The following is a 22,522-nucleotide window of genomic DNA, read 5'->3' on the forward strand; positions in this document are numbered from 1 at the left end:
GCCGACGAGGTGGCCGCTGTTGCCGACGCTGATGAGCGGGACGGCTTCGTGGAAGATGTCCTGCACCTCCGCAGGCAGTGCGTCGTACTTCTCCTTGCTCATCATGTAGCCCGGACCGGTATACGGGCTGAACGCTAGGGGGGTGTAATACTTCGCCACTTCCGCGTACCCGTTGGTGGTGTTGTCCTGAAGCGTGCCGACCTGGCAGTCGACCGTGCCGCGCTGCAGCGCCTCGTATACCTCATTCGAGTCGACCAGCGCCGGAGTCATTCCCAGGGCTTCCATCTCCGCGTTGTAGACACCGCCCGCGCTGCGGCCCAGCCTGCCCTTGGCGTCAGCAAGCGTCTCCAGCGGTTTGGTGCACAGCGGTGTGTAGTTGTCGGAGGTCCAGCCGCCGAGGTAGACAGCGTTGGATTCTGCGAATTCCGCCTGGATCTGCTCGCTGGACCACACTGCCGTGGCTGCCGGCGAACCGGCCAGCATCTCCAACGGCGTGTCTGCTGTGAACGCCGCGAGACCCGCCGCCCACCCGCCGCCGGGAATATCCGCGGCAGCGAGACCGGGAATGTAGAGCGTGATGTCCGACAGCCCCGACTCGATTCCCGACACCGCCTCCGGCAGACCGTGCAACGTGCTGCTGTCATAGACGTCGAACGTCACCTTGCCGTCCGTGTGCTCGGTCACGTAATCCATGAACAACTTCATGCCCTTGTTATTCGAATTCGTCGCCGGCAGCGGCTCAGAAACCACGAACTCCACCGGTTCCATCGCTGCGATCGAATCGCCCGCGTTCCCCCCGGCCCCCGCATCCGAGGCACCCCCGGCACACCCGGCGAGCAACACCGCTGCGGCCGACAGCGACACCACAGCCGCACCAACACGACCACGACCAACCTGATTAGGCTCCAACATGAGACTCCTATGTCTTCTTAGTACGACCGCCGGCTACTTCGCCGACGAGATACCCGGCAACCACGTCGCTATCTCCGGGAAGATCACGAGCAGGACCAGGAACAAGACGCACGCGCAGATGAATGGCGTTACGCCCTTGAAAACGTGCATGATCGTGACCTTCTGGTCACCCTGTTTGCTCACTGACCTCGCAATACCGAGCACGACGAAGTTCAAGATGCCAAGCGGCGGAGCGATGAGGTCGATTTCTGCGAGCACGATGAGGAAGATACCGAACCACACCAGGTCGACGTCGAGTGCAACCAGTGGTCCGAGGAACACGGGGATCGTGAGCAGCATCATCGCGAGCGTGTCGAGGAAGAAACCGAGAATGAGGTAGATCGGGATCAGGAGCAGCAGGAAGCCGATCTTCGTGAATCCGAGATCGATCACCATGTCGGCGATCCACCGGGTAAGCCCGCTGAGCGCCATGACCCGAGTGAGCATGTTCACCCCGATGAGGAGCGCGAACACCGCCGCGACCGAACCGACCGTCTCCGTCAATGTCGAGCCGATGTAGCGGCCGAAGGTCGGCGCGGTCTTCACCGGCTCGCCCGCTCGCCGTGACTTTCGGATGCCGAGTGCGACGATCACGCCGCCGATCACGAGCGCTGCCACCGCGCCGAGCGCACCCGATTCGGTGACGGTGAAGAATCCCGAGAAGATTCCGCCGAGCACGAGGATCATGAGGAGCAGCACGGGGATGAGGCCGCGCAGCGACGCTAGTCGTTCGCCCCAGGAGTAGCGGGCGCCCCTTGGAGCAGCGTCCTTGACCAGAAGCGCCCAGCCGATGATGACGACCGTGAAGAGCGCCGCCAGCATCAGCCCGGGCACGATGCCGGCGAGCAGCTGAGGCCCAACGGGCGTGCTCGCAACACCGGCATAAATCACGAGAAGCACGCTCGGCGGGATCACCTGCCCGAGGGTGCCGGCCGTCGCGACCGAGCCGACCGCAAGTGTCGGTTTGTAACCCGAGCGGAGCATCTCCGGGATGGAAACCCTACCAATCGCGTAGGTGATCGCGATCGTGCTTCCGCTGATTGAGGCAAGACCCGCACCTGCAATGTTCGTCGACACTGCCAGGCCGCCCGGCACGGGCGCCAACCACTTCCGCGCCGCGTCATAGGCGCCGGTCATGATTCCGGTCTTGCTAAGTGCAACGCCCATGAGGACGAACATCGGGATCACGCTCAGCGACCACGACCCAAACGACGTGAACACGACATCCTGCAACGTCCCCCACAGCGCTCTCGGTCCGGCGAGCACAAGCAATCCGACCGTAGCGGCTACCATCATCGTGGCGAAGACCGGGATCTCCAGCAGCATCAGCGCGATCATCAGGAACACCACCGCCGCGCCGACGAGAAGCTTATTCGAGGGCGCCAGGAACAGGTAGGTGGACAGCAGCAGCACTACTGCGGCAACGATCACCACGCCGATTACGTGGCGGCGCGAGCTGCCGCGGTTCTTTGGATCAACCGGAGCCGCGGAGGCTGCCTGCTGTGAAGTGCCAAGAGTTGTAGCCATCAGTGCGTCTCCGTTCCGCGCGGCGTCATCGCCAGCGCCGGCTCAATCAGCGGGCGGTCGCCCTCGTCACCGCGAATAGCGGCTTCCTCAGCGGATACCGGCAATTCATTTGCGAATGCCCGTACGAGCTGCGCGAGCGTCTGCAGCGCCAGCGCGAGGAGGCCCACCGCCACCGCTATCCGGCCGGGCCAGATAACTACCCATCGGTAGCCCTCAGATGCCTCGTTCTTAGCGACCGAGTCCATAGCGCTTTCGAAACCCGCCCATGCAGCGAGCACCACGATGATGAGCGTGACTGCCATCGCCACGATCTCCACGACCTGACGTGTACGCTGCCCAGCTCCCGAAGTCAGCAGGTCAACCCGGATATGCTCACCGCGGTACAGCGCGCAGCCCAGCCCCAGCGCGACCGCGGCAGGCATCGACGCGTACTGCGTGATCTCGAGCGTGCCGGGCAACGGACTGTGGAAGATCGCTCGCGCGAAGGCGTCCACGACGATATGGAGCGCTATGACCCCCATGAGGACTGCTGAGATCGCAGTAGCCACCTTCGTGACTGCGTCGATCCAACTGAGCCAACTCTTCATCTGCCTACTCCCTTGTAGAACTCGGCACTAGTCCGCCGTCAGCGCCTTAGTGTCGCCGCCGACGGCATGTTTGGTATATGAACCCGGCAAAGCGTATGTCTTGCACATAGTGACGGTCAACACCCTGCCACAAATGTTATCGAGCTTCCGTGTCAGTGTGGTCACGACACTGGCGACAGCGGTGCGCGGCTCACGTGGACGGCCCGCCTTCAAAGCGCGCGTTCGCGTTGTTCACGTAGTCGCGCTGCTGTCCCGGAGGGATGTACTGGCTCTCCCACGCCTGAATCCGTGCGTATGTCGGGTGAGCGAAGAGGCCCCCGCCCCAGCCCTGGTATTGCTCCGTCCCCTCCGATTCCTTGACCTTCTCGAGATACTCGTCCATCGGCGCGTAGCTGTTCGAGTCCCTGACCGCACGCAGCAGCCGCCAGACTTCGTGCACGCCAGGCAAGGCAAACGGCAGGATGTCGATGGACTGTCCCATGGCGCTCAGCTCGGCAAGCGAGGGGCGCCGGCCGATCGCGTTATTCGGAATTGCATACGCCGGCCCGGGCGTCACCTCAAGAGCAGTGCGGATCTGATCCCAGGTATGCAGTCCCTCATAAAAGATGACGTCTGTGCCCGTCTCCTCCCGGTAGAGCAAGCCGCGCCGGATCGCCTCGTCGAGGCCGCCTCCCCGGGCACCGTATCCGTCCGTGCGCGCTACGATGACGAAGTCGGGATCGAGCTCGTCCCGGGCCTCGACCGCCGCATTGAGGCGGCCGATCGCCTCGGCGTCGGAGACGAGTTCAATACCCGAGCGGCCGCCGGCCCTCTTCGGATCCTTCTGATCCTCGATATGGATCCCGGCGACCCCGGCTTCGATGAACTCCCGGACTGTGCGCCGGATGTTCGCCGGCCCGCCGCCGAAGCCGGTGTCGGCATCGCAGAACACCGGGATCTCGACAGCACGCGCGACCTCCTTGGCCTGCGCGACAACTTCGGTCATCGTGAGCAGTCCGACATCGGGCACGCCACGCCAGTGGGAGGACATTCCTCCGGAAACCTCGAACGCCTCAAACCCGGCCCGTTCGGCCATCTGCGCATGCATCGGCATCACGCCGAACGGCATGATCACGGTCTCCGGGCGCTCAAAAATTCTCTTTAACCGGGTCGTCTTGCGATCACTCACTCGCATCCTCGCTTCGTGCTGAAGTTACCCGCGCCATCGCCCCACGGAGGTTATGCATATAGTATGAAAACCTCTCACAGAAGAGAGCACCAGCACAAGGGAGTCGAGCATGTACATGACTGAGGTTCAAACCGCCGAGTTCGCCGCGCTGCGCAAACTGATCAGCGAGCGGCACAGCGTGCGCGGCTTCCACCCACGACCAGTTGAACCGGCGACCATCGAACTGCTGCTCGAGACCGCCCAGCTGTCACCGTCCTGGTGCAACTCCCAGCCCTGGGAGGTGATCGTCACGACCGGTGAGGCGACCGACCGATTCCGAGATGCACTGGGCGCGTACGCGGCATCACACCCGTCAACGCCCGACTTCGGCCTGCCTGCCAGCTACGACGGCGTCTACCGCGAACGACGCCGCGAGGCCGGCTGGGCGCTCTATGAAGCCGTCGGCGTGCAGCGCGGCGACCGCGAGGCCAGCGCTGCACAGGCCGCCGAGAACTTCCGCCTCTTCGGCGCACCGCACGCGGCGATCGTCACAACCGATCGCAACCTGGGTGTGCCCGGCGCGATGGACTGCGGCGTCTGGCTGTCCGCGTTTCTCCTCGCTGCGCAGAGCATGGGAATCGGCGCGATCCCGCAGGCGGCTCTCGCGATGCATCCCGATTTCATCCGCGAGCACTTCGGCCTCGATGAGTCACGTCAGATCGTATTCGGAATCAGCTTCGGTTACGAAGATGCAGAGCACCCAGCGAACGGGTTTCGGATCGGCCGCGCAGCGCTTGAAGACGCTGTTCGCATCGTCAGCTGACGTTCACGCCGATGGCACAGCCCTCGCCCACTCGTGGTCTTGTCAGTGACGGTCGAAGTGTGAGCCGTTTTGCGAGTCGAAAAGTGAGCCACGCTGACGTTGGATATTCTGTGCGGTCCGGACACATGGCTGACAACCCGTTAGCGCGGTGACAGTGCAACCATCGGGCCGTCGATGACCTTCGGCTACGTCGCCGCACATCGGGTGGCCGACCAGCTCGCGGCGCAGGGCGAGACGACGGCGGGCGGAGTGGCAGTGCAGTAACGCGCGAACGAATCACGGAAGCTGGGCCGAGAAAACCGGTTCCGGCTCCCGGGGATCCGTTCGCCTGTAGGGGCTCCTACTGATACCAGCCTCCCCGGCCGCCATCGCTCAGGATCGTCTGCGATGATGCTGCGTGAGTCGTCGCTGAGCAGAAACAGGATCGGGCCCACCACGTCCTCAGGTGTGGCGATGCGACCGATCGGACTGGCCTTGAGCGCCGTCTCGCGGTACCTGCGCGCACCCGCCTCACCAAGGCCGGCGACGATCGCCGGCGCGCGGGAAGCCTGGGGCGACACACAGTTCACGCGCACGCCCTCGAGCGCAGCCTCTGCGGCAAGCAATGGTATGTGTGGATTTTCCCATACGGGCCCACCACGATCTGCTGACGCAGTCGAAACTCCGTCATTGCTAACCCCGGCGGAGAACGGTGGATCCGATAGGCTGATACACAAGCGGGTTATGCACTAAATGCTTGACCTTGTAAAAGCGTGCAAGCTAGCCTTGGCACGTATCGCACATGGGTGTGCGATATTGCACAGTGGCGAATGGTTCGCTTCTGCCGTAGACGAAAGTAGTTCTGATGACCATGAAGCGTCTGGCCCTCAAGGTTGCGGGTGTTCTGTCCGTGGCGGTGTTCTTGTCCGCCTGTTCTTCGGATGCTGAGTCGGCAAATTCGGAGGAGACGCTGGAGACGATGGATCCAGTGGTGTTGACGGTGAGCGAGCCGTTGACGGCAACGTCCTCGAATTTTCTTGCGCTGACCGCGTTCATGGATCGGGTGCGGGAGGAGACCGGAGGCAAGGTCGATTTCGAGGTCTATACGGACAGCACGTTGCACCCGATCGTGGAGGCGTTGCCGGCGATCGAGTCGGGGCTCACCGATATCACCTTGTTCTCGCCGTCCGTGTTTCAGGACGAAGCGCCTTCCACGTTTTGGGCGCAGGGACTCGGGTCGTTTGCGTTTGGCAGCACGCCCGAAGAGAAGCTCGCGGGATCGCCCGCGCTGCTCGGCACCATCGACTCTTCAGAGGACATTAGACGGGACCTCCTGGCACACAGCGCCGTCCCCCTTGCATCGTGGATCTCGGACTCGTACTCAATGCTGTGCACAAAACCTGTGAAGACCGCTGAGGATGCTCAAGGCTTGCTGGTGCGCACTCCGGGGTCGCCCTACACGGAGGAAGTGGAGGCCCTGGGGATGACCAACGTTTTCCTCGAGAACGCTGAGATGTACGAGGGCTTGCAGCGAGGCGTCATCGACTGTGTGGTCGGAAGCATCCCCCCGAACATGAACTCCGGTCTGTGGGAGGTGGCGAAGTACTTTGTGCCGCTCCAGTTCTCCGCGAACGTGGGCTCCGGTTACATCATGAATAAAGAGACGTGGGATTCGTTGCCAGGTGATGTTCAGGAGATCATCCAGAACGCGAAGGGTACGATCACCACGGACTATCTCCGGAATACGGCCATTCAGAATGCCCGGTGGGTCGAGGAAGCGCCTGGGCAGCAAGTGCAGTTTCTGCCAGTGGACCCTGAACTGGCAGCAACACTGAAGTCGGCTCAAGCCGAACTCACCGAGCGGCTCGCCGAGACGGCTCCCGACTTCGCCGATCCGACGACAGAGATCACAGCGTTCAAGGACTATTTCGCCGAGTGGGAGGGGATCCTGCGCGACGAGCTCGGGGTCGAACCCAACGACGGGTCCACGGAGGCCATCTTGGAGTCATACCGCACCCTGGCGACGGACTTCGACTGGGACAAATACCAAGACAGGCTCAACGAATTCCTCCAGGAGAGCGCAAAGTAACCGAGGCCGGCGTAGCGCCACAAGTGGGCAGCCATTACCGCCAATGGCCCAAACTCGGGATGTTTTAGTCGAAGGAGGTTGACTCAGTGCAGGACTCACGCTCGGCCGGACACGGCGCTGGCTTGCTGGCAGGACGGCAACGGCCGCGTGCCGTAACTGCAGGTGCCAATTGCGGCGCGAAACCGAATACTTCCTCGGCCACAGGGGGTATGCGATGAAGGATGCACTGTGGCTCCGCTGTATTGACGGTATCGTGCGCGGCGCGGTCGCCGTTGTGGCAATCATCGTCGCACTGATGATGCTCCATGTGGCCCTGGATACCGCCGGTCGCAACATCTTCCTTCAGCCGTTGCCTGGCACCCTCGAGGTGGTCAGCTACGTCTGGATGCCCGCGATCGCGATCCTTGCCCTTGGCTACGCACAGCTCACGAATGAACAGATCCGTGCCACGGTCATGACCGAGCACACCTCACCCAGAACGCGACGTGTACTCGAAGTAACTGCTGAGATCGTCGGCGGGCTTGTCGTTCTCTTTTTGACGGTGCTCAGCGCGGCGAACCTCATGGATTCGCTGCGGCTCGGTTCGACGTCCACCGGAGCGCGATGGCTCCCGCTGTGGCCAGGTCAGCTGATCATCGTTGTGGGCTTCGGGATCGTCGTCCTCGCGGCAATCGCCCGGACCTATCGTCTCCTCCACGGTGAAGAGATAGCCGAACAGGATCTCATTTCCGACGAGGAAGGCGTGACCATTGCCTAGTATGCCTGTGATGACTGTGGAACCGGCTGCTCCGGCACCACGAGTTCGACCGAAGGTTCCGACGTTCGTCATGTGGATCCTGGGTGTTTCCGCCGTGGCGGTCGCAGGGGCGATGCTCTTTGGTGAAGCACCGAAGCTGACTGTCGGCGTGCTGGCCATCGTCCTCCTTCTCCTTCAGCTGGCGGTCGGTATCCCGATCGGGTATTCGATGATCATCACTTCGGCGATCGGGCTTCTGGGGATGCTCGGCTATCGTGTGGCCACCTCGTCTATCGGGAACATCGTCGAGGACTCCGTAACATCATGGTCCCTCAACGTGGTGCCCCTCTTCGTGCTCATGGGAATCGCGATGTGGAAGGGAGGCATCACAGGCAAGGCCTACTCAGTCGCGAGACAGTGGCTCGGATGGTTGCCTGGAGGTCTGGCGATCGCCACGAACATCGCGGGCGCTGGGCTGGCCACCACGAGCGGCAGCACAGTGGGAATCACGTTCGCACTCGCACGCATGTCCCTTCCCGAGATGCTCTCGGCGGGGTACCGGTCGACTCTTGCGACGGGATCGGTTGCCATGGCCGGGACGCTAGGGCAGGTGATTCCGCCCAGCATCCTCTTAGTTATCTATGCCGGCGTCGCATCGGTGCCTGTGGGCCCCCAGCTGTTGGCTGGCCTGGTTCCGGGTCTCCTTCTCGCAGGGGGATTCTGCCTCGTCGTCGTTCTCTGGGCGATTCTTCGCCCAGCAGACGCGCCGCGAGCGCAACTCGAGGGAGTCACTTGGAGAAGCCGCCTGCTTGCTCTTCGAGACATCGTGCCTCTTGCGGTCGTCGCTCTTATCGTCATCGGAGGCATGGCGAGCGGCTTCTTCACGGCATCTGAATCGGCGGCCTATGGCGCCCTCGCCGCATTACTCGTCAGCTGGCTTTCCTTTGGACGAGGAAAGCGAGGTGTTCGTGGCACCTGGGTCTTTCTCCGGGAAACGTTCATCGAATCGGTTAGGTCCATCTCCGGCCTTTTCATCATCCTCGTCGGAGCGCTCATGCTTGCGCGCCTGCTCACGATCAGCGGGCTGGCGCAGCAACTGACGGGCTGGCTCTTGGACCTCAACCTCGGGCGGGTCGAGCTGCTCCTCCTGCTGATCGTCTTCTCCATCGTGCTCGGCATGTTCCTCGAATCGCTTCCCATGATCCTGCTGACCGTACCCCTTTTGCAGGCTCCGCTCGAGGCGATCGGTGTGGACATGATCTGGTTCGGCGTGTTCATGATCATCATGTGTGAGATCGGTATGGTGTTCCCTCCCATAGGACTCCTTACGTTTATCGTGCATCGTCTTGCCCAGAACCCGCAGGTGAATGTGGGCAAGACGGTCACTTTGGGTGATGTGTTCAAGGGCATCATGCCGTTCGTTGCGGTCGCCTTGCTCGTGACGGGAATTCTGATCGCATGGCCGGACATCGTGCTTTGGATACCCTCCCTGTCCGGCGGATAAGGCGAGCCTCTGTTGTGGAAGCCGAATGAGATTCGCTGTGATTCACGACAGTCTGCGCGTCGCAGAGGGTTGCGGTGGAGCCTGGTCCGACGGGTGGCAGAACCCGAGTTCTTCCACGAGCGGTTCTCCGAAGAGGACGGGGTCGTCTCCGCGCTGGTGGGTCTTGACGTCGTCAGCGCGATGCGAGAGCGTACGGCATTCACCAGGGAGCTCTTGGACCGCCTTCGCGGATTGGGTCTGATCGTCGCCACGGTGCGGTGAATCGCTCGATCAAATTCGCTGCCGCTGACAACCTCTCCCTCGGTTCCGTGCGGCCACGGTAAAATCCGGGGCCGCCTACTTCGACTCCGCCGGCAAGGACCTGCTGGTGGGCCTGCTGCTGGCTGCCGCCCGGGCGGAGAACCGAGCGAGCAGGTGCATTACTGGCTGACCCCGCCCACCGAGGACCAGGCGATGCAGCATCTGCACGAGGCCGGGTGGCGGACGGAGACCGAAGCGGTGGCCGGCGCGATCAATGCCTCGGATAAACAGCGCGAGGGCATCTACGGCACATCCCGGCAGGTGGCCTCGCGCTTGAAGAACGAAGAAATCGCCGCCTGGGTGTGAATCCGCCGGCCCGGACGATGACCGGCCGCAGTTCTTCCCAGAGGAGTTCGTGCGGGGAAGAACACCCTTTACGCCCTGTTAAAGGAGGGTGCGGGCACTGCCGGGCCCCTGGTGAATTCGCTAACCGGGGCCACCGTGACGGCCGCCGAGGAGTACGCCGTCGCCCAGTGCGGGGGGCCGGCTGGGCATCCCGATGCTATGCGTGCCCGATGAGGCCGCCAATGTCTGCCGGTGGGCGAATCTGCCCGACCTCTACAGCCACTACGGATCCCGCGGCATCGTCCGTCTTCACGTTGCTGCAGTCCTGGTCCCAAGGGGTGGACGAGTGGAACGACTCCGGAATGAAACGACAACGTCGTCACCTACGGCGGCATCGCCGAGGAGGAGGGGTTCATCAGCGAGCGGCACAGCGTGCGCGGCTTCCACTCACGACCAGTTGAACCGGCGACCATCGAACTGCTGCTCGAGACCGCCCAAGTGTCACCATCCTGGTGCAATTCCCAGCCCTGTCAGGTTCAAGATCAATGTCTCTGATCCCCCGCGAACGGGTTTCGGATCGGCCGTGCAGCGCTTGAAGACGCTGTTCGCATCCTCAGCTGACGTTCAGGCCGACTGCGGCGTCCGCACCCGTTCGCGGTCGATGCCCATGTCAGTTCTCCGGGGGCGCCACTTCGATCTCGGCTCCTTCGAGCAGCTCGCAGGCCCGCACCTGGCAGCCGAGGCGGCTGTTCTCGCGGTAAGTGTCCATGACCTCGAGCAGGTCGTTCTCGTCCCTGCTGGAGGGCGTGACCTTGTCAAACACATCGGCGGGCAGATAGACATGGCAGGTCGCGCAGGAGACATCGCCGCCGCACTCCCCCTCGATCTCTTCGATGTTGTTGTCAACGGCGATGCGCATGAGCGTCTCACCGTCCTTGGCGTCGATCGTGCGGACGTCCCCGCCAGGGAGACGGAATCGGATCGTGGTCATAGGTCCTGCTCTCTTCGGATTCAGACGGTCTGAAAAATTCGTACATTGTTCGGATTAAAGCGCGCCCGCATCTCGGTGAAGCCGGTCACGCTGCGGTCCGCGATCCACCTGGGGTTCTCGGGGTCGAGGATCTCGAGGTCGGGGAAAGCGGCGAGCACCTTCGTGTAGAAGGTGCTAAGTTCCAGACGCGCAAGGTACCGGCCGAGACAGAGATGGACACCGGCACTAAATGCCAGGTGTTCGTTAGGCGTGCGCTCGATGTCGAAGCGGCTCGGCTGCTCGAACCGTCGTTCATCCCAGTTCGCGGAAACGAGATATCCGACCACCCAGTCACCGGCCCTGATGTGCCGACCCTGCCATTCGAAGTCTTCGTTTGCGATTCGGAGTCGGTTCTTCGCAGGCGTCGACCACCGAAGGACTTCGTCAACGGCGCCACCGGCCTTGCCCGGGTCCTCGAGCAGCTTCGCCCGCTGATCCGGGTGTGTCATCAGCAGCCACAGGCCCGTGCCGGCCGAATTGCGGGTGGTCTCCATCCCGCCGGCAATGGTGCCCGCGAAGCGGCTCTTCACTTCATGGAGGCTCAGTTCGTCGCCGTCGACCGTCATCTGCGTGATCACAGTCGCGAAGTCGTCCTGGGGATTGCGCTTGCGCTCTTTTGCCATCTCGGCGCAGTAGTCGAGCAGCTTCTTCTTCCCGAACTTCGAGGTCGCGACCTCGTCGCCGTCGATCGTGAACTTCGGGTCTCCGGCGGCAAGCCACTGCCATGCCGCGAGGCTCAGGTAATCCCAGTCCGATTCCGGCACTCCCAGCAGACGGAGGATCACCTTTGCCGGCAGGGGCGCGGCGAGATCCTCGATGATGTCGATCTCCCCGCCCTTCTCCACCGCTTCTGCGATGATCTCATCAACGATCCGCTCGACCTCGGCGCGCATCTTCCCGATCGCCGGAGCGGAGAAGTGCTTGTTGAAGGGTCTGCGGTAGAGGCCGTGAATCGGCTCATCGAGTGTGCTGGGGCCTACGTCGTAGGCGAGTTCGAAGCGCTCCTCCGGAGTGAGGCGCTTCGGCGCGCGCGGCACACGCGTGTCCCACCGGTTGCTCAACTTATCGGAAGCGAGCAGATACTCCTTGACGTCGTCGTATCGAGTCACCGCCCAATAGCTCTTGCCGTAGCTGGCGTCCTCCGTCCAGTGAATCGGATCCTCGTCGCGCAGCACCTTGAAGGTGTCCTGATAGTCGCCCTTCGCATACCAGTGCGGGTCGAGCAGCGTATTGTCGATCTGTGACCAGTCTGTCGTCATCGCCTGCCACCTCCTTCGATCATGCATATAGTGTATATCAAAATGGCCCGCGTGTACTAGAACCGGCCGGATCACGCTGCGAGAAGGAGCAGAGCGGGGCCCGTGGGCCCCGCTCTCATCCGAACTGCGATCAGGCGGACTGCAGAATCTGCGCCTTGCTCGGTGAGAAACGTGCCTTCATCTCGCGGAATCCGGTGTTGGTACGGTCCTGGAGCCACTGCGGGCGGTCCGGCTCGAGGACCTCCAGGTCGGGGAACGCGGCGAGCACCTTCGTGAAGAGCGTCTGGAGTTCAAGCTTCGCCAGATACCGCCCCATGCAGAGGTGCACTCCGACACTGAGCGACAGGTGGTCGTTCGGCGTCCGGTCGATATTGAATCGGCTCGGGTCCTCGAACTGCCGCTCGTCCCAGTTCGCGGATAGCGTGAACCCGAGGACCCAATCGCCCGAGCGGATGCGCCGACCGCGCCAGTCGAAGTCGTCGGTCGCGACGCGCAGCCGGCTCTTCGACGGCGTCGACCAGCGCAGCACCTCGTCGACCGCGGCTCCCGCCTTGCTCGGATCCGCGAGCAGTTTTGCCCGCTGCTCCGGATTGGTAAGGAACAGCCAGAGGCCGACCCCGCCTGCGTTCGCGTGGTCTCGAGACCAGCGCCGATCATGCCCACCAGCTGGACCTTGAGCTCGTGGAGGCTGAGGGGATCGCCATCGACCGTCGCCTGGGCGGTGACGGTCACGAAATCGTCGCGGGGATTCTCACGACGGTCCAGTGCCATCTGCCCGCAGTAGTCGAGCAGCTTCCGCCGTCCGTACAGGGATGTGGCCACCTCATCGCCATCGCGCATGAACTTCGGTTCGGAGGCCGCAAGCCATTCGTTCGCCGCGAGTGCGATGTAGTCCCAGTCCTCCTCGGGCACGCCAAGCCAGCGCAGGAGGACCTTCATCGGCAGCGGCGCCACGATGTCGTCGATCAAATCGATCTCGCCGCCCTTCTCGATGGCCTCGGCGATGAGCTCGTCGACGATCCGCTCGATGTCCGCCCTCATCTTGCCCACCGCCGGCGCGGAGAAGTGCTTGTTGAACGGGCGGCGGTAAAGTTCGTGCAGCGGGTTGTCCAGCGTGACGGCGACCACGTCCCAGCCGAGTTCGTGCCTCTCCTCGGGGGTCAACCGCTTGGGGGTGCGCGGAACGCGCGTGTCCCAGTGGGAGCTGAACTTCTCCGGGCTCAGGAGCAGCTCCTTGGTGACGGCCCAGTAGTCCTTGCCGTAGCTCGTGTCCTGAGTCCAGTGCACGGGATCCTCGTCACGCAGCACTTGAAAGTATCGTGGTGGTTCGCGGCCGCGTACCACGCCGGGTCCAGTAGCAGGTTGTCGATTTCCGTCCAGTCCCGCGGCATGCGGCGCTCCTCTCCTCGTGGGGAAATCCCTCGAATAGCGTACCGGTTATGCACTAAATGACAATCGTCGGCTCATCCGGCCCGCACACGCGCGGTGAGCGGGTCGAACTCGATGCCGGGCCGATACAGGTTGTCGAAGGTGCCGGTGGCCTCCATCAGCAGCGCCGTCGGCGCGTCCTCCAGGAGGATCCCCCCTCCCTTCACCTTCGCGCCCGCGGCATCCACCCGGCAGAACGGCAGGCGACGCTCCGTGGCCTCACGGAAGGCCGGGTGCATCACGGTAAGCGTCACCTCGCCGTCGATGACCTCAAGCCAGGGCTCCCGCAGGCGCACCGCGAGCAGACCGCCGTGCGCGTCGAACTCGACCCCGCCTCCGAAGCGAAAAACCTGCGGTCCACCATCGATCGTCTCGACGCCGACAAGGGGAAAGGCGATACGGCCATCATCTGCGATCGAGGCCCCCCCGCTAACGTCAGTCACCCCCTCGCTGCCGTCGACGTACTGCCGAAAGCTCTCCTTGACGCCCCACAGGAGTTCGCCAGCGGTTGCCATGAACACCACCTCCACTTTTAAGTCGTTACGCTATATTGGCACATAGTGCAAAGTTATAACTACCTATCCCGCACTTGCCGCCACATCCACCGCGCATCGCCGCGCGATCCGAAGGAGGTCTGATGAGCACCGCAACCGCCGTCATCTACCGAGGGCCACGGTCCTTCACGCTTGAGGAGGTCGCCCTGCCCGATATCGGGCCCGGCGAGATGCTCATCGAGGTGCTGCTGTGCGGCGTCGACGGCTCGGAGCTCAAGATGTTCAACGGCGACATCGATCACATCGAGCAGAAGAAGCCGCTCGTCTTCGGTGATGAGATCATCGGCCGTGTCGCCGAAATCGGCGAGCGGGCCAGCGCCGAACGCGGCATCGCCGTCGGCGACCGCGTCACCGTCGAGGCACGCTGGCCATGCCCGGAGGGTTGCCGCAACTGCCGCAAGGGCCAATACTTCCTCTGCAAGAACAATCCGAACGCCCACGGCTACGGCACGATCGCCCTCGCGGTCGAACCGGGTCTCTGGGGTGGATACGCCACCCACGTGTTCGTGCCCCAGGGCGGCCTGGTGTACAAGGTGCCGGAGGTGCTTCCGGACACGGCGGCGCTCTTCGGCTGCTCCGTACTCGCCAATGGCCTGCGCTGGACGAACGTATCCGGGGCCGGCCCCGACACGAGAGTCGTCGTCATCGGCCCCGGCCCCCAGGGTCTGGCATGCGTCCTCACGGCATCACGGGCCGGCGCCGAGGTGGTCAGTGTCGGCCTTGAGCGAGACGCCGCCCGGCTCGCACTCGCCGCGGAACTCGGCGCCACTCACACGGTCGCGATCCCGGACGGCGAGGCCCCCGAAGCAACAGCCGCACGCATCCGTGCGCTCGTCGGCGAGGTCGATATCGTCATCGACATCGCTGGATCCGTGCCGGCGAAGCAACTCGCCTGGGAGGTCGTCTCTCAGCTCGGCACGATCACCAATGTCGCCGTAGCAAGCCCGCGCGTCCAGGAGATCGACTTCCTCTCCAGCCTCCGGAAGGAGCTGACGATCCTCAACCTGACCTCGCACCCGCATACAGTCGGCGAATCGCTCGACCTCGCCGCGGAACTCTACGAAGACGGCATCGACCTCGGCCGGCTGATCTCTCACGAGTTCAGCCTCGCCGATGCAGCGAAGGCCATCGACGTCGCCGCATACCGCACGGAGGAGATTCCGATCAAGGTCGCGTTGAATCCTGCACTGTAAGGGGCCGGAATGCCCGTCTATCCGGCGCAGTCGACAGCACGTCCCAGCGATCGCACGAGGTCGTCCCGATACTCCCGTGCAGAACGCGAGCCCGGTGCGATCCGGTCGAACCCATGCGGGCAGCCCGGATACACGCGCAGCTCGGTCATGACGCCCGCCCCGATCAGGCGGCTGCAGTAGTCGAGGCACTCGTCGAGGAACAGATCGCAGTCGCCGACGAATATCGATGCCGGCGCAAGCCCGGCGAGATCCGTGGCCCGCGACGGCGCAGCATACGGCGACACGTCGTCACCGCCGAACGCGTCCCCGAGATACGCCCGCCAGGCGAACAGATTCTTCTCTCGATCCCACACTCTGGGATCGGTGATGGCAAGGCTCGAGGGTGTTCGGTTTCTATCGTCGAGCATCGGATATACGAGCATCTGGTGCGCGATCGGGACCTCGCCACGGTCGCGGGCCATGAGCGCCACCCCGGCTGCAGTCCCGCCCCCTGAGCTCGCGCCGCCGACCAGGATCCGCTCGGCATCGACTCCGAGCGCCTGGGCGTTGCCGTGGACCCAGCGCAGCGCCGCATAAGCGTCCTCCACCTCGGCAGGAAACGGATGATCAGGCGCGAGCCGCGGATCGACCGAGAAGATCACCACGCCGGTTGCCGCGGCCAGTGCCGCCAGCAACACACCGTCCTGCCCCGCGTGGCCGAGCACATGGCCGCCACCGTGTATCCAGACCATGCTCGCCGCGCTGTCACCCCGCTTCGGCGGCCCGTACCTTCGCACCAGAACCTCGCCGGAGCTGCCCAGCCCGGGCGCCCACTCGTCTGAGAGCTCCACGACGCCAGGCTCGATCTCCCGATCCGACCCGGCGACGCTCCCGCGCCGCGCCTTGCGTGTCCCTGGCAGATCCGCAAGGTCCTGCGATAGCCCGGACGCGACGGCGACCGCGAGTTCTTCGTTCATTCTCGGTGTCAGATCAGACAAGGCCTCTCCGTTCAGCGATCGACAAATGCCCAATATGTGCATAGTTTTACATCATGAGCTTAGACCCGACTGACTCGCGGACGATGGAAATCGAGCACCTGGAGCGGACACCGGGTCGATTCGCGACGGTGATGCTCATTCTGATCCTCGGCCTTCAGACATCATTCGGTCCGCTGTCGTCAGGCCTCTATATGCCGGCGCTGCCCGAACTCGCACGTAACCTCGGAACGACGGATTCAGCAGCCCAGCTCACCCTCACCCTGAGCCTCATCGGTCTCGGGGCAGGTCAATTCCTGTGGGGTCCACTCAGTGATCGTTTTGGTCGACGACGGCCTCTGATGCTCGGCGTCGCACTCTTCGTGGTCGCATCTCTCGCGTGCGCGCTCGCCCCGACCATCGAGGTGCTGATCGCTGCGCGCCTGCTGCAGGGCCTGGGCGGTGCCTCGGGCGTCGTCATCTCGCGCGCAATCGTCCGCGACGTGTATGGGGAGACCGGCCTCGCGCGGGTCTACTCCCGGCTCCTCCTCGCGGGCAGCCTCGCCTCGATGCTCTCCCCTCTCCTCGGCAGCGCAGTCCTGCAGATCTCGGACTGGCGCGGCATCTTCACCGCACTCGCGGGATTCGGTCTCGTGCTCCTCGCGCTCTGCGCACCATTCCTGCCGGAAACGCTCCGAGGACCCTCGGCGCCGGCCGTCGGGCGAAAAGCCCTCCGCGAGTACCTCACGCCACTGCGCAAGGGAAGCTTCCTGTTCTTCGCCCTCACCCTCGTCATCAGCACTTCAACTGTCTTCACCTACCTCACCTTCATCTCATTCGTGATGCAGGTCGAGCGTGGTCTCGACCCGATCGGGTTCGCCATCGTGTACGGCGTGAACGCAGCAGCGATCCTCCTCGGCAGCCAGCTTGTTCCGCTGCTCGTGCGGCGCTTCCGGCTCGAGCAGCTGCTGATCGCGAGCCTCATTCTGTCGGTGCTCGGATCCGTGGGCGTCCTGCTGTCGAGCGCCGTTCACGCACCCCTCTGGGTCCTCCAGATCGCGCTCTTCATCACGACCTTCCAACTCGGCATCGTTTCACCCGTCTCCATGTCGCTCGCCCTTCGCCGAATCAGCCGCAGCACGGGAGGTGCATCGGCGATACTCGGCGGAGGGCAGTTCCTCATCGGCGGATTTCTCACCGGGAGCGTCGCGGCACTCCTGGGCTCATCGTCGATCACCATGGGATCGACGATGATCGCTACGGGGACCGTGGCCCTGATGCTGGGTCTGCTCGGCGTCCGACTGGATCAGGTCGACTCGAACTGAGTCCAGCCCCGCGTCGCCGCCTGGAGATCAATTCAGCGCGGCCGGATCGAAGGTCTCGGTGTACACGTAGAGCCGTGTGAGGCGAACCGACGCGATCCGCCATTCACCATTGACTTTACGATAGCGCTCCCAGTAGTGCCCGGCACCTCGAAACCGATAGCCGGCCTGCGGCCAGACCAGCACATCCTCCATCGGCCATATACCTTCAGCCTCGCCGTCCGCAGTGAACGTGATCTCCGGCTGATGTCCGTGGTGAACCGTGACCACGCCCGCGAGGAAGGCTTCGATCCTCTCCATGAACGCATCGACGCTCGTGCCCGTCCGCGCGCGCTCGGGAACCGACGGCTGCAAGGCGATGACGTGCGAGGGAACTCCGCTCTCCATCGGGCCGATCTGCGCCCCCTCGGTGAACACCGACCGAAGCAGCTCCCAGTCGCGCATGTCCACGCCCCTGAAATAGCGGGCCTTGAGCTGCCGGATCGCCTCGACATCGTCAAGCATCGGCCGAGCGCTGCTGTCGTTCGATGTCACGTCAACCGCCTCGTCATCGTCTCTTCACGCACCCCACGGGCTAACCGGCGTGCCGTGCGTCCGTTTGCAGCCATCGGCATTGCGGCGGAGGACAGCCGCAGAGTAGCTTGATAATGCACACTATATGCAAAAACCCGGAGGCGTGAGCAACATGGCCGACCCGACAGACCTCGACTATCGGCTTCGGCTGCTCGAGGACGAACGCTCGATCCAGAGGACGATGGCACGATACGCTCACTCGCTCGATCACGGCGATCTCGACGCGTTCATGGACTGCTGGGCAGAAGGCGCGGTCCTGGAATGGCCGATCACCGGCCGGCTGGAGGGACGAGACGCCCTGCGCGCAGGGTTCAGCCGACACATGCATGCGCCAGAACACGTACACAAGCACCTCATGGTGGAGCCACTGATCGAAGTCGACGGCGATACCGCTTCGGCGACGAGCATGTTCGCCCGCCTGGACTTCTTCGATGGGCGGCCGATCGTGCACAGCTTCGGTCGGTACTTCGATAAGTTCGCACGCTGCCCTGATGGCATCTGGCGGCTCACTCACCGTCTGCCGGCCGCCGAAGCGTTCTGCCCCGACCTCGGCATCGTGCTCAGGCCCGGACTCGATCCGGTGCCCGGTGCAACTGTCGCCGTGGGCTAGCCATCCCGCCCCCCCCACGAAGATAAGGTCGGATCATGCAATATCTGGATTCTCCACTACCTCCGACACAGAATAGACCCATGGCGCCACTAACAACTCCCCTCACGACTCCCCGCGGTGCACAGACACTCGCTCGGGGACTCGCAATTCTCCAGTACCTTGTCGACATGGGCACCCCGGTTACCGCAACTGCGATAGCAGAACAGACAGGCACGCATCAGAGCTCTGCCTCTCGACTGCTCAAAGCGCTGATCGAAGCGGGCTACGTGCGGAAGGTGCGAGGGGAAGGCTTCGCGGTGGATGTCGGGGTGTTCTCCCTCGCGGCCACCACCGCCCGCGTATTCGCGCCCACCGAAAAAACCCAACTCAAAATGCGCGAGTTGAGCAACGAATCACCCGATCTGATCATCACGCTCGGCGCGCTCTGGAAAGACACGCTGGTTCATCTCTACCGGGTTTCTAACAATGACATCGTTCCCCTGTCGGTTTCAGCAATGCCGCTTCATCTCTCGTCGCATGCGCTCCTCATCCTGCTCGAAATGCCTGAGGACCAAGCGCTCGAAGCATTGGAGAGTTCCCGTAGACGCTTCGGGTGGGAACGCCCGACCAAGAACGTTCCGGACACCGAAGCAGGAGTACTCGAGGCAGCCCGGGAACGCTATGACGACGGCATCTTGATCCTCGACCGTTGGCGGAGCCCATCCCGCCGCCAGGGAGCGATTCGAATCAACGCCACATGGGGACCTGCCGGACTCGCATACATTGGGGATCTCAGTTCCCTTTCGCGACCGACGCTGAAGGAGCTGCTCACGGAGGGTGCCCAGGCTATCGAGGCGACGCTTGATTAAGAACAGGGCGTGTCTCAGAGCCTGTTCCTGAACCTGCAAGCGGTGCCGCAGGCTGGCCGGCACCCGATCGGAGGTTGTTAAACGGGCGGAACTTCTGGTAGTGCGGTGATTGTCGAGATCGCCGAAGCTACAGGAATTCCTTCGTGTTAGATTGCTATGCCCGGAACGAAAACGCCAACGGCCGCGCGCAAACTCGCGGAAGGGGCCGGAGGAGGCACCGGGGCCGCGACGGGCCATTTCAGAATCCGTTCGGCACAGATCCCGGCGTTGGTCCTATCCAGTATCTCGCTGAGCTGCCCATCAGGCCGATCGGAGATTTGGACTTGGCTCCGCACGCCAGTAGCGCCCGATCCTATCGAAAGATCGGACGCCACCGACGTGTCAGAGTATCCTCGCCTTAATGCTGGTGGGTTGTCAGGTCGTAGTCCTTGGACTCTCTGGTGAGCAGGATAAAAATAATGCTGACCAGCGCCATTCCCATTAGGTACCAGACCACAGGGGCGATGGACTGCCCCGAGGATGCGTAGATCGTGGCGAGGATCGTTGGCGTGAAGCCCGCGCCGATGAGGGTCGCGAACTGGTACCCCAGGGAGGCCCCAGTGTAGCGAGAGGTTGTGCCGAACTGCTCGGAGATGAACGCCGCCAGCGGGCCATAGATTACGGAGTGGCAGACCAGGCCGATGGTGAATGTCGCGAAGATCAGCAGCACGTTGCCGGTGGCCAGCCAGGAGAACATCGGGAAGATCAGGGCCACGAACAGCAGCGAACCGACCACCATGACCGGACGCCGACCCACTCGATCAGAGAGCCGGCCCATGCCCACCAAGGAGAACACGCTGATGAGGGATGCCCCGGCGAAGGCATAGAGTACCGACTGCCGGTCGGCACCGTTCTCGACTGCGTAGGCGATCGCGAAGGTGGCTAGGAACACTTGGAGCCCGAACACTGAGGCCCCGGCAAGCATCGTATAGATCAGGGCACGCGGGCGGCGTAACACCTCGAGGATCGGGACCTTGCGCTTGGCCGGGGAGCCCTTGGCGGCCTCCTTCGCCAAGGCGGCCTGGAAGATCGGGCTCTCCGAAATCCGGGAGCGGACGAAGATGCCGACACCCAGCAGCACGAACGAGAAGAGGAACGGGATGCGCCAGCCCCAGGAGAGAAAATGCTCCTCCGGCATGGCTGCGAACATGCCCATAATGAGAGTTCCCAGGGCGGCGCCCGTCGGAGCGCCGGCGTTGGCGAAGGATGCGGCAAAGCCGCGACGGCCCTGAGGGGAGTGCTCCAGGGCCATCAGGGCGGCCCCACCCCACTCGCCGCCTACGGCAATGCCTTGGCAGACTCGGAGCAGAATCAGAATGACTGCTCCCCAGGACCCGATCACGGCGGCGCTTGGAATCAAACCGATAAGTGCAGAGACTACGCCCATGAGGAGCATGGAAATGATGAGCATCTTCTTCCGGCCCAGACGGTCGCCGAAGTGTCCGAAGACGACCCCGCCGAGGGGACGCGCGAGGTAGCCGGCGGCGAAGGTGCCGTAGGCGGCAACCGCCCCGGCAAGCGGGTCGAGGTTGGTGAAAAATACGTGAGGAAAGACCAAGGCTGCGGCCGAGGCGTAGAGCAGGAAGTCGTAGAACTCGATCGTGGATCCGAGGTAGCTCGAGAGGATGACCTTGCGGGCTTCCGTAACGCGAGAGCGGGCGTCCATCGATGCCAGGACGTTGTTGGCTGGTGACGACATGGTCGTTCCTTACTGGAAGAGGTGAACTGGGAGATCGGGCTCGGGATTAAACGCCAGCACGAATCGTGCTGCATTCCCCCGAAGCAGCGAATCAGAAGTGGAATTCACTGACAGATCAGCTCGCATTCGCCGATTTGCGGAGAACTAACTCTTAGAATTGCCCTTGAAACGAGGTCGATTGGAGCGGTGACTCCACCAGTAAGTACAATCATTCCTTTTTCAAGACCTCTTCCCTGATGATGAAGTTCGCGGACCAGGTACGTGACCGCTTCCGCAGGAGAACCCATCGCAGCGGAGCCGCGGCCGAATTGCACATGCTCGCCGTTGGAGAAGCTGAGGATCAGATCCTCCGGCGCGGACGAGATCGTCGTGAATGAACTCGTCACATATCCTGCAGCGGAGGAGCCGTCGGCTGTATTGTCGGCCCAAGTAAACTCATAGCTTTCCCACCGAGGGTCTACAACCTCGATAGCCACGGCCCACAATCCTGAGCTGACGACATCGTGTGCCGTGATATTTGGTCCGGATAATTCTGCTTCGGCGCGGAAGGCAAACTCCGGCTCGGCCTTGGGATGGATGAATCTGTTCAGCTGAATAGGTTGATCAAGAAGCATCCCATCCCACAAACACCCAAAATTTGGCTTCTTGATGCCGAGCGCATCGCGCATCGCTTTTGAAGTCCATCCGAGCTTGTATCCGGTTTGTTTTTCCCCGATGCGACGACGCTCGGCATTCCGTTCAGCGGCTATGGCCCAGGCCTCTTCATCTGTCAATCCTTGAGCGTGGCGTGAGAACGGTTCGATTCCCACGACACGGCGCTCAGCCTCTTCGAGCTTCATTGCTGCCTTAGCGAGGTCCACTTCTTGCCCCCTATCCCGGAGATAGCGCTAGTACTGATGTCATGACTTAAGGCTTGGCTGTGTGTTGCGTGATCCACAGGATGGCCCCTCGATCCTTTTATCCGTCATTTCTTCAGCACCGCCGTCGTCACGCCGAAACCGGCAATGTATTCCTTGATGGGTTTGTAGAACTCGTAGGTGACCTCGTACTCGCCGCAGGCGCGCAGCGCGGAGTAGGCGGCGACCC

24 protein-coding genes and 1 pseudogene are annotated in these 22,522 nt (G+C 63.0%); 12 read left to right on the forward strand and 13 right to left on the reverse strand.

The features are described from left to right. The 4 genes from dctP (AC5RWU_RS19975) to AC5RWU_RS19990 form a co-directional block, all read right to left on the reverse strand. On the reverse strand, window positions 1-912 hold a 912-nt coding region (dctP, locus tag AC5RWU_RS19975), incomplete at its 3' end, for a TRAP transporter substrate-binding protein DctP (RefSeq protein ID WP_494032688.1). Window positions 913-945: 33 nt separating this feature from the next. Further along, on the reverse strand, window positions 946-2,478 hold the full coding sequence (locus AC5RWU_RS19980) for a TRAP transporter large permease (protein WP_494032687.1): 1,533 nt from the start codon (window positions 2,476-2,478) through the stop codon (window positions 946-948). Beyond that, complete coding sequence (locus AC5RWU_RS19985; RefSeq protein ID WP_494032686.1) at window positions 2,478-3,065, reverse strand: TRAP transporter small permease subunit; 588 nt, start codon at window positions 3,063-3,065, stop codon at window positions 2,478-2,480. The genes AC5RWU_RS19980 and AC5RWU_RS19985 overlap by 1 nt, the downstream gene beginning before the upstream one ends. 190 nt (window positions 3,066-3,255) lie before the next feature. After that, a complete protein-coding gene (locus AC5RWU_RS19990) occupies window positions 3,256-4,233 on the reverse strand; it encodes an isocitrate lyase/PEP mutase family protein (RefSeq protein WP_494032685.1) in 978 nt (325 codons plus the stop codon). A 109-nt stretch (window positions 4,234-4,342) separates the two neighbouring features. Between AC5RWU_RS19990 and AC5RWU_RS19995 the strand changes: the two genes are divergently transcribed. After that, window positions 4,343-5,035 carry a nitroreductase gene (locus AC5RWU_RS19995; protein ID WP_494032684.1) on the forward strand — a complete coding sequence of 231 codons (693 nt, stop codon included), beginning with the start codon at window positions 4,343-4,345 and terminating at the stop codon, window positions 5,033-5,035. Window positions 5,036-5,220: 185 nt separating this feature from the next. On the opposite strand, the gene AC5RWU_RS20000 is transcribed toward AC5RWU_RS19995, so the two are convergent. Beyond that, window positions 5,221-5,751, reverse strand: a complete 531-nt coding sequence (locus tag AC5RWU_RS20000; RefSeq protein WP_494037168.1) for an SDR family oxidoreductase — start codon at window positions 5,749-5,751, stop codon at window positions 5,221-5,223. 128 nt (window positions 5,752-5,879) lie between these two features. Here AC5RWU_RS20000 and dctP (AC5RWU_RS20005) point away from each other — a divergent pair, with 128 nt between their 5' ends. From dctP (AC5RWU_RS20005) to AC5RWU_RS20035, 7 genes and pseudogenes are all read left to right on the forward strand, one after another. Continuing rightward, a complete protein-coding gene (gene dctP / locus AC5RWU_RS20005; RefSeq protein ID WP_494032682.1) occupies window positions 5,880-7,103 on the forward strand; it encodes a TRAP transporter substrate-binding protein DctP in 1,224 nt (407 codons plus the stop codon). A gap of 214 nt (window positions 7,104-7,317) precedes the next feature. Further along, entirely contained in the window at window positions 7,318-7,860 is a 543-nt protein-coding gene (locus tag AC5RWU_RS20010) for a TRAP transporter small permease subunit (protein WP_494032681.1), read from the forward strand. Window positions 7,861-7,870: 10 nt separating this feature from the next. Further along, a complete protein-coding gene (locus AC5RWU_RS20015; protein ID WP_494032680.1) occupies window positions 7,871-9,343 on the forward strand; it encodes a TRAP transporter large permease in 1,473 nt (490 codons plus the stop codon). A 93-nt stretch (window positions 9,344-9,436) separates the two neighbouring features. After that, window positions 9,437-9,604 carry a hypothetical protein gene (locus tag AC5RWU_RS20020; protein ID WP_494032679.1) on the forward strand — a complete coding sequence of 56 codons (168 nt, stop codon included), beginning with the start codon at window positions 9,437-9,439 and terminating at the stop codon, window positions 9,602-9,604. Window positions 9,605-9,796: 192 nt separating this feature from the next. Further along, a complete protein-coding gene (locus tag AC5RWU_RS20025; RefSeq protein WP_494032678.1) occupies window positions 9,797-9,949 on the forward strand; it encodes a hypothetical protein in 153 nt (50 codons plus the stop codon). 193 nt (window positions 9,950-10,142) lie between these two features. Then, a pseudogene (locus AC5RWU_RS20030) lies at window positions 10,143-10,190 on the forward strand (hypothetical protein); the annotation flags it as partial. A gap of 170 nt (window positions 10,191-10,360) precedes the next feature. Beyond that, a complete protein-coding gene (locus tag AC5RWU_RS20035) occupies window positions 10,361-10,483 on the forward strand; it encodes a nitroreductase family protein (protein WP_494032677.1) in 123 nt (40 codons plus the stop codon). Window positions 10,484-10,598: 115 nt separating this feature from the next. Here the strand turns inward: AC5RWU_RS20035 and AC5RWU_RS20040 are convergent, their stop codons facing one another. The 4 genes from AC5RWU_RS20040 to AC5RWU_RS20055 form a co-directional block, all read right to left on the reverse strand. Next, complete coding sequence (locus tag AC5RWU_RS20040; protein WP_494032676.1) at window positions 10,599-10,919, reverse strand: 2Fe-2S iron-sulfur cluster-binding protein; 321 nt, start codon at window positions 10,917-10,919, stop codon at window positions 10,599-10,601. Between the two features lie 20 nt (window positions 10,920-10,939). After that, complete coding sequence (locus AC5RWU_RS20045) at window positions 10,940-12,217, reverse strand: cytochrome P450 (RefSeq protein ID WP_494032675.1); 1,278 nt, start codon at window positions 12,215-12,217, stop codon at window positions 10,940-10,942. 130 nt (window positions 12,218-12,347) lie between these two features. Continuing rightward, window positions 12,348-12,821, reverse strand: coding sequence for a cytochrome P450 (locus tag AC5RWU_RS20050; protein WP_494037171.1), 474 nt, complete (start codon window positions 12,819-12,821; stop codon window positions 12,348-12,350). Window positions 12,822-13,680: 859 nt separating this feature from the next. After that, window positions 13,681-14,160 carry an HtaA domain-containing protein gene (locus tag AC5RWU_RS20055; RefSeq protein WP_494032674.1) on the reverse strand — a complete coding sequence of 160 codons (480 nt, stop codon included), beginning with the start codon at window positions 14,158-14,160 and terminating at the stop codon, window positions 13,681-13,683. Window positions 14,161-14,282: 122 nt separating this feature from the next. On the opposite strand from AC5RWU_RS20055, the gene AC5RWU_RS20060 reads away from it, so the two are divergent. Beyond that, window positions 14,283-15,392, forward strand: a complete 1,110-nt coding sequence (locus tag AC5RWU_RS20060) for a zinc-dependent alcohol dehydrogenase (protein WP_494032673.1) — start codon at window positions 14,283-14,285, stop codon at window positions 15,390-15,392. 17 nt (window positions 15,393-15,409) lie between these two features. Here the strand turns inward: AC5RWU_RS20060 and AC5RWU_RS20065 are convergent, their stop codons facing one another. Beyond that, on the reverse strand, window positions 15,410-16,369 hold the full coding sequence (locus AC5RWU_RS20065) for an alpha/beta hydrolase (protein WP_494037169.1): 960 nt from the start codon (window positions 16,367-16,369) through the stop codon (window positions 15,410-15,412). Between the two features lie 53 nt (window positions 16,370-16,422). Between AC5RWU_RS20065 and AC5RWU_RS20070 the strand changes: the two genes are divergently transcribed. Next, window positions 16,423-17,670, forward strand: a complete 1,248-nt coding sequence (locus AC5RWU_RS20070) for a multidrug effflux MFS transporter (protein WP_494032671.1) — start codon at window positions 16,423-16,425, stop codon at window positions 17,668-17,670. A gap of 27 nt (window positions 17,671-17,697) precedes the next feature. On the opposite strand, the gene AC5RWU_RS20075 is transcribed toward AC5RWU_RS20070, so the two are convergent. Continuing rightward, window positions 17,698-18,201, reverse strand: a complete 504-nt coding sequence (locus tag AC5RWU_RS20075) for a nuclear transport factor 2 family protein (protein WP_494032670.1) — start codon at window positions 18,199-18,201, stop codon at window positions 17,698-17,700. A 151-nt stretch (window positions 18,202-18,352) separates the two neighbouring features. Between AC5RWU_RS20075 and AC5RWU_RS20080 the strand changes: the two genes are divergently transcribed. Both AC5RWU_RS20080 and AC5RWU_RS20085 read left to right on the forward strand, forming a co-directional pair. Further along, window positions 18,353-18,850 (forward strand): nuclear transport factor 2 family protein, encoded by a 498-nt coding sequence (locus AC5RWU_RS20080; protein ID WP_494032689.1) that lies wholly within the window; start codon window positions 18,353-18,355, stop codon window positions 18,848-18,850. 80 nt (window positions 18,851-18,930) lie between these two features. Next, window positions 18,931-19,698, forward strand: a complete 768-nt coding sequence (locus AC5RWU_RS20085) for a helix-turn-helix domain-containing protein (protein ID WP_494037170.1) — start codon at window positions 18,931-18,933, stop codon at window positions 19,696-19,698. Window positions 19,699-20,095: 397 nt separating this feature from the next. On the opposite strand, the gene AC5RWU_RS20090 is transcribed toward AC5RWU_RS20085, so the two are convergent. Then, the gene (locus AC5RWU_RS20090; RefSeq protein WP_494032668.1) at window positions 20,096-21,436 is read right to left on the reverse strand and encodes an MFS transporter; all 1,341 of its coding nucleotides are present in this window, start codon (window positions 21,434-21,436) and stop codon (window positions 20,096-20,098) included. A 104-nt stretch (window positions 21,437-21,540) separates the two neighbouring features. Beyond that, entirely contained in the window at window positions 21,541-22,275 is a 735-nt protein-coding gene (locus AC5RWU_RS20095; RefSeq protein WP_494032667.1) for a 2-keto-4-pentenoate hydratase, read from the reverse strand. Window positions 22,276-22,522 lie beyond the last annotated feature (247 nt).

This window comes from Arthrobacter sp. B0427-1-12, assembly GCF_059092905.1.

Coding starts and splice junctions, on each gene's coding strand:
- dctP (WP_494032682.1), top strand. CDS start 5,880: ATGACCATGAAGCGTCTGGCCCTCAAGGTTGCGGGTGTTCTGTCCGTG.
- AC5RWU_RS19980 (WP_494032687.1), bottom strand. CDS start 2,478: ATGGCTACAACTCTTGGCACTTCACAGCAGGCAGCCTCCGCGGCTCCG.
- AC5RWU_RS20090 (WP_494032668.1), bottom strand. CDS start 21,436: ATGTCGTCACCAGCCAACAACGTCCTGGCATCGATGGACGCCCGCTCT.
- AC5RWU_RS20040 (WP_494032676.1), bottom strand. CDS start 10,919: ATGACCACGATCCGATTCCGTCTCCCTGGCGGGGACGTCCGCACGATC.
- AC5RWU_RS20015 (WP_494032680.1), top strand. CDS start 7,871: ATGACTGTGGAACCGGCTGCTCCGGCACCACGAGTTCGACCGAAGGTT.
- AC5RWU_RS20095 (WP_494032667.1), bottom strand. CDS start 22,275: ATGAAGCTCGAAGAGGCTGAGCGCCGTGTCGTGGGAATCGAACCGTTC.
- AC5RWU_RS19995 (WP_494032684.1), top strand. CDS start 4,343: ATGTACATGACTGAGGTTCAAACCGCCGAGTTCGCCGCGCTGCGCAAA.
- AC5RWU_RS20060 (WP_494032673.1), top strand. CDS start 14,283: ATGAGCACCGCAACCGCCGTCATCTACCGAGGGCCACGGTCCTTCACG.
- AC5RWU_RS19985 (WP_494032686.1), bottom strand. CDS start 3,065: ATGAAGAGTTGGCTCAGTTGGATCGACGCAGTCACGAAGGTGGCTACT.
- AC5RWU_RS20080 (WP_494032689.1), top strand. CDS start 18,353: ATGGCCGACCCGACAGACCTCGACTATCGGCTTCGGCTGCTCGAGGAC.
- AC5RWU_RS20055 (WP_494032674.1), bottom strand. CDS start 14,160: ATGGCAACCGCTGGCGAACTCCTGTGGGGCGTCAAGGAGAGCTTTCGG.
- AC5RWU_RS20010 (WP_494032681.1), top strand. CDS start 7,318: ATGAAGGATGCACTGTGGCTCCGCTGTATTGACGGTATCGTGCGCGGC.
- AC5RWU_RS20045 (WP_494032675.1), bottom strand. CDS start 12,217: ATGACGACAGACTGGTCACAGATCGACAATACGCTGCTCGACCCGCAC.
- AC5RWU_RS20070 (WP_494032671.1), top strand. CDS start 16,423: ATGAGCTTAGACCCGACTGACTCGCGGACGATGGAAATCGAGCACCTG.
- AC5RWU_RS20085 (WP_494037170.1), top strand. CDS start 18,931: ATGGCGCCACTAACAACTCCCCTCACGACTCCCCGCGGTGCACAGACA.
- AC5RWU_RS20025 (WP_494032678.1), top strand. CDS start 9,797: ATGCAGCATCTGCACGAGGCCGGGTGGCGGACGGAGACCGAAGCGGTG.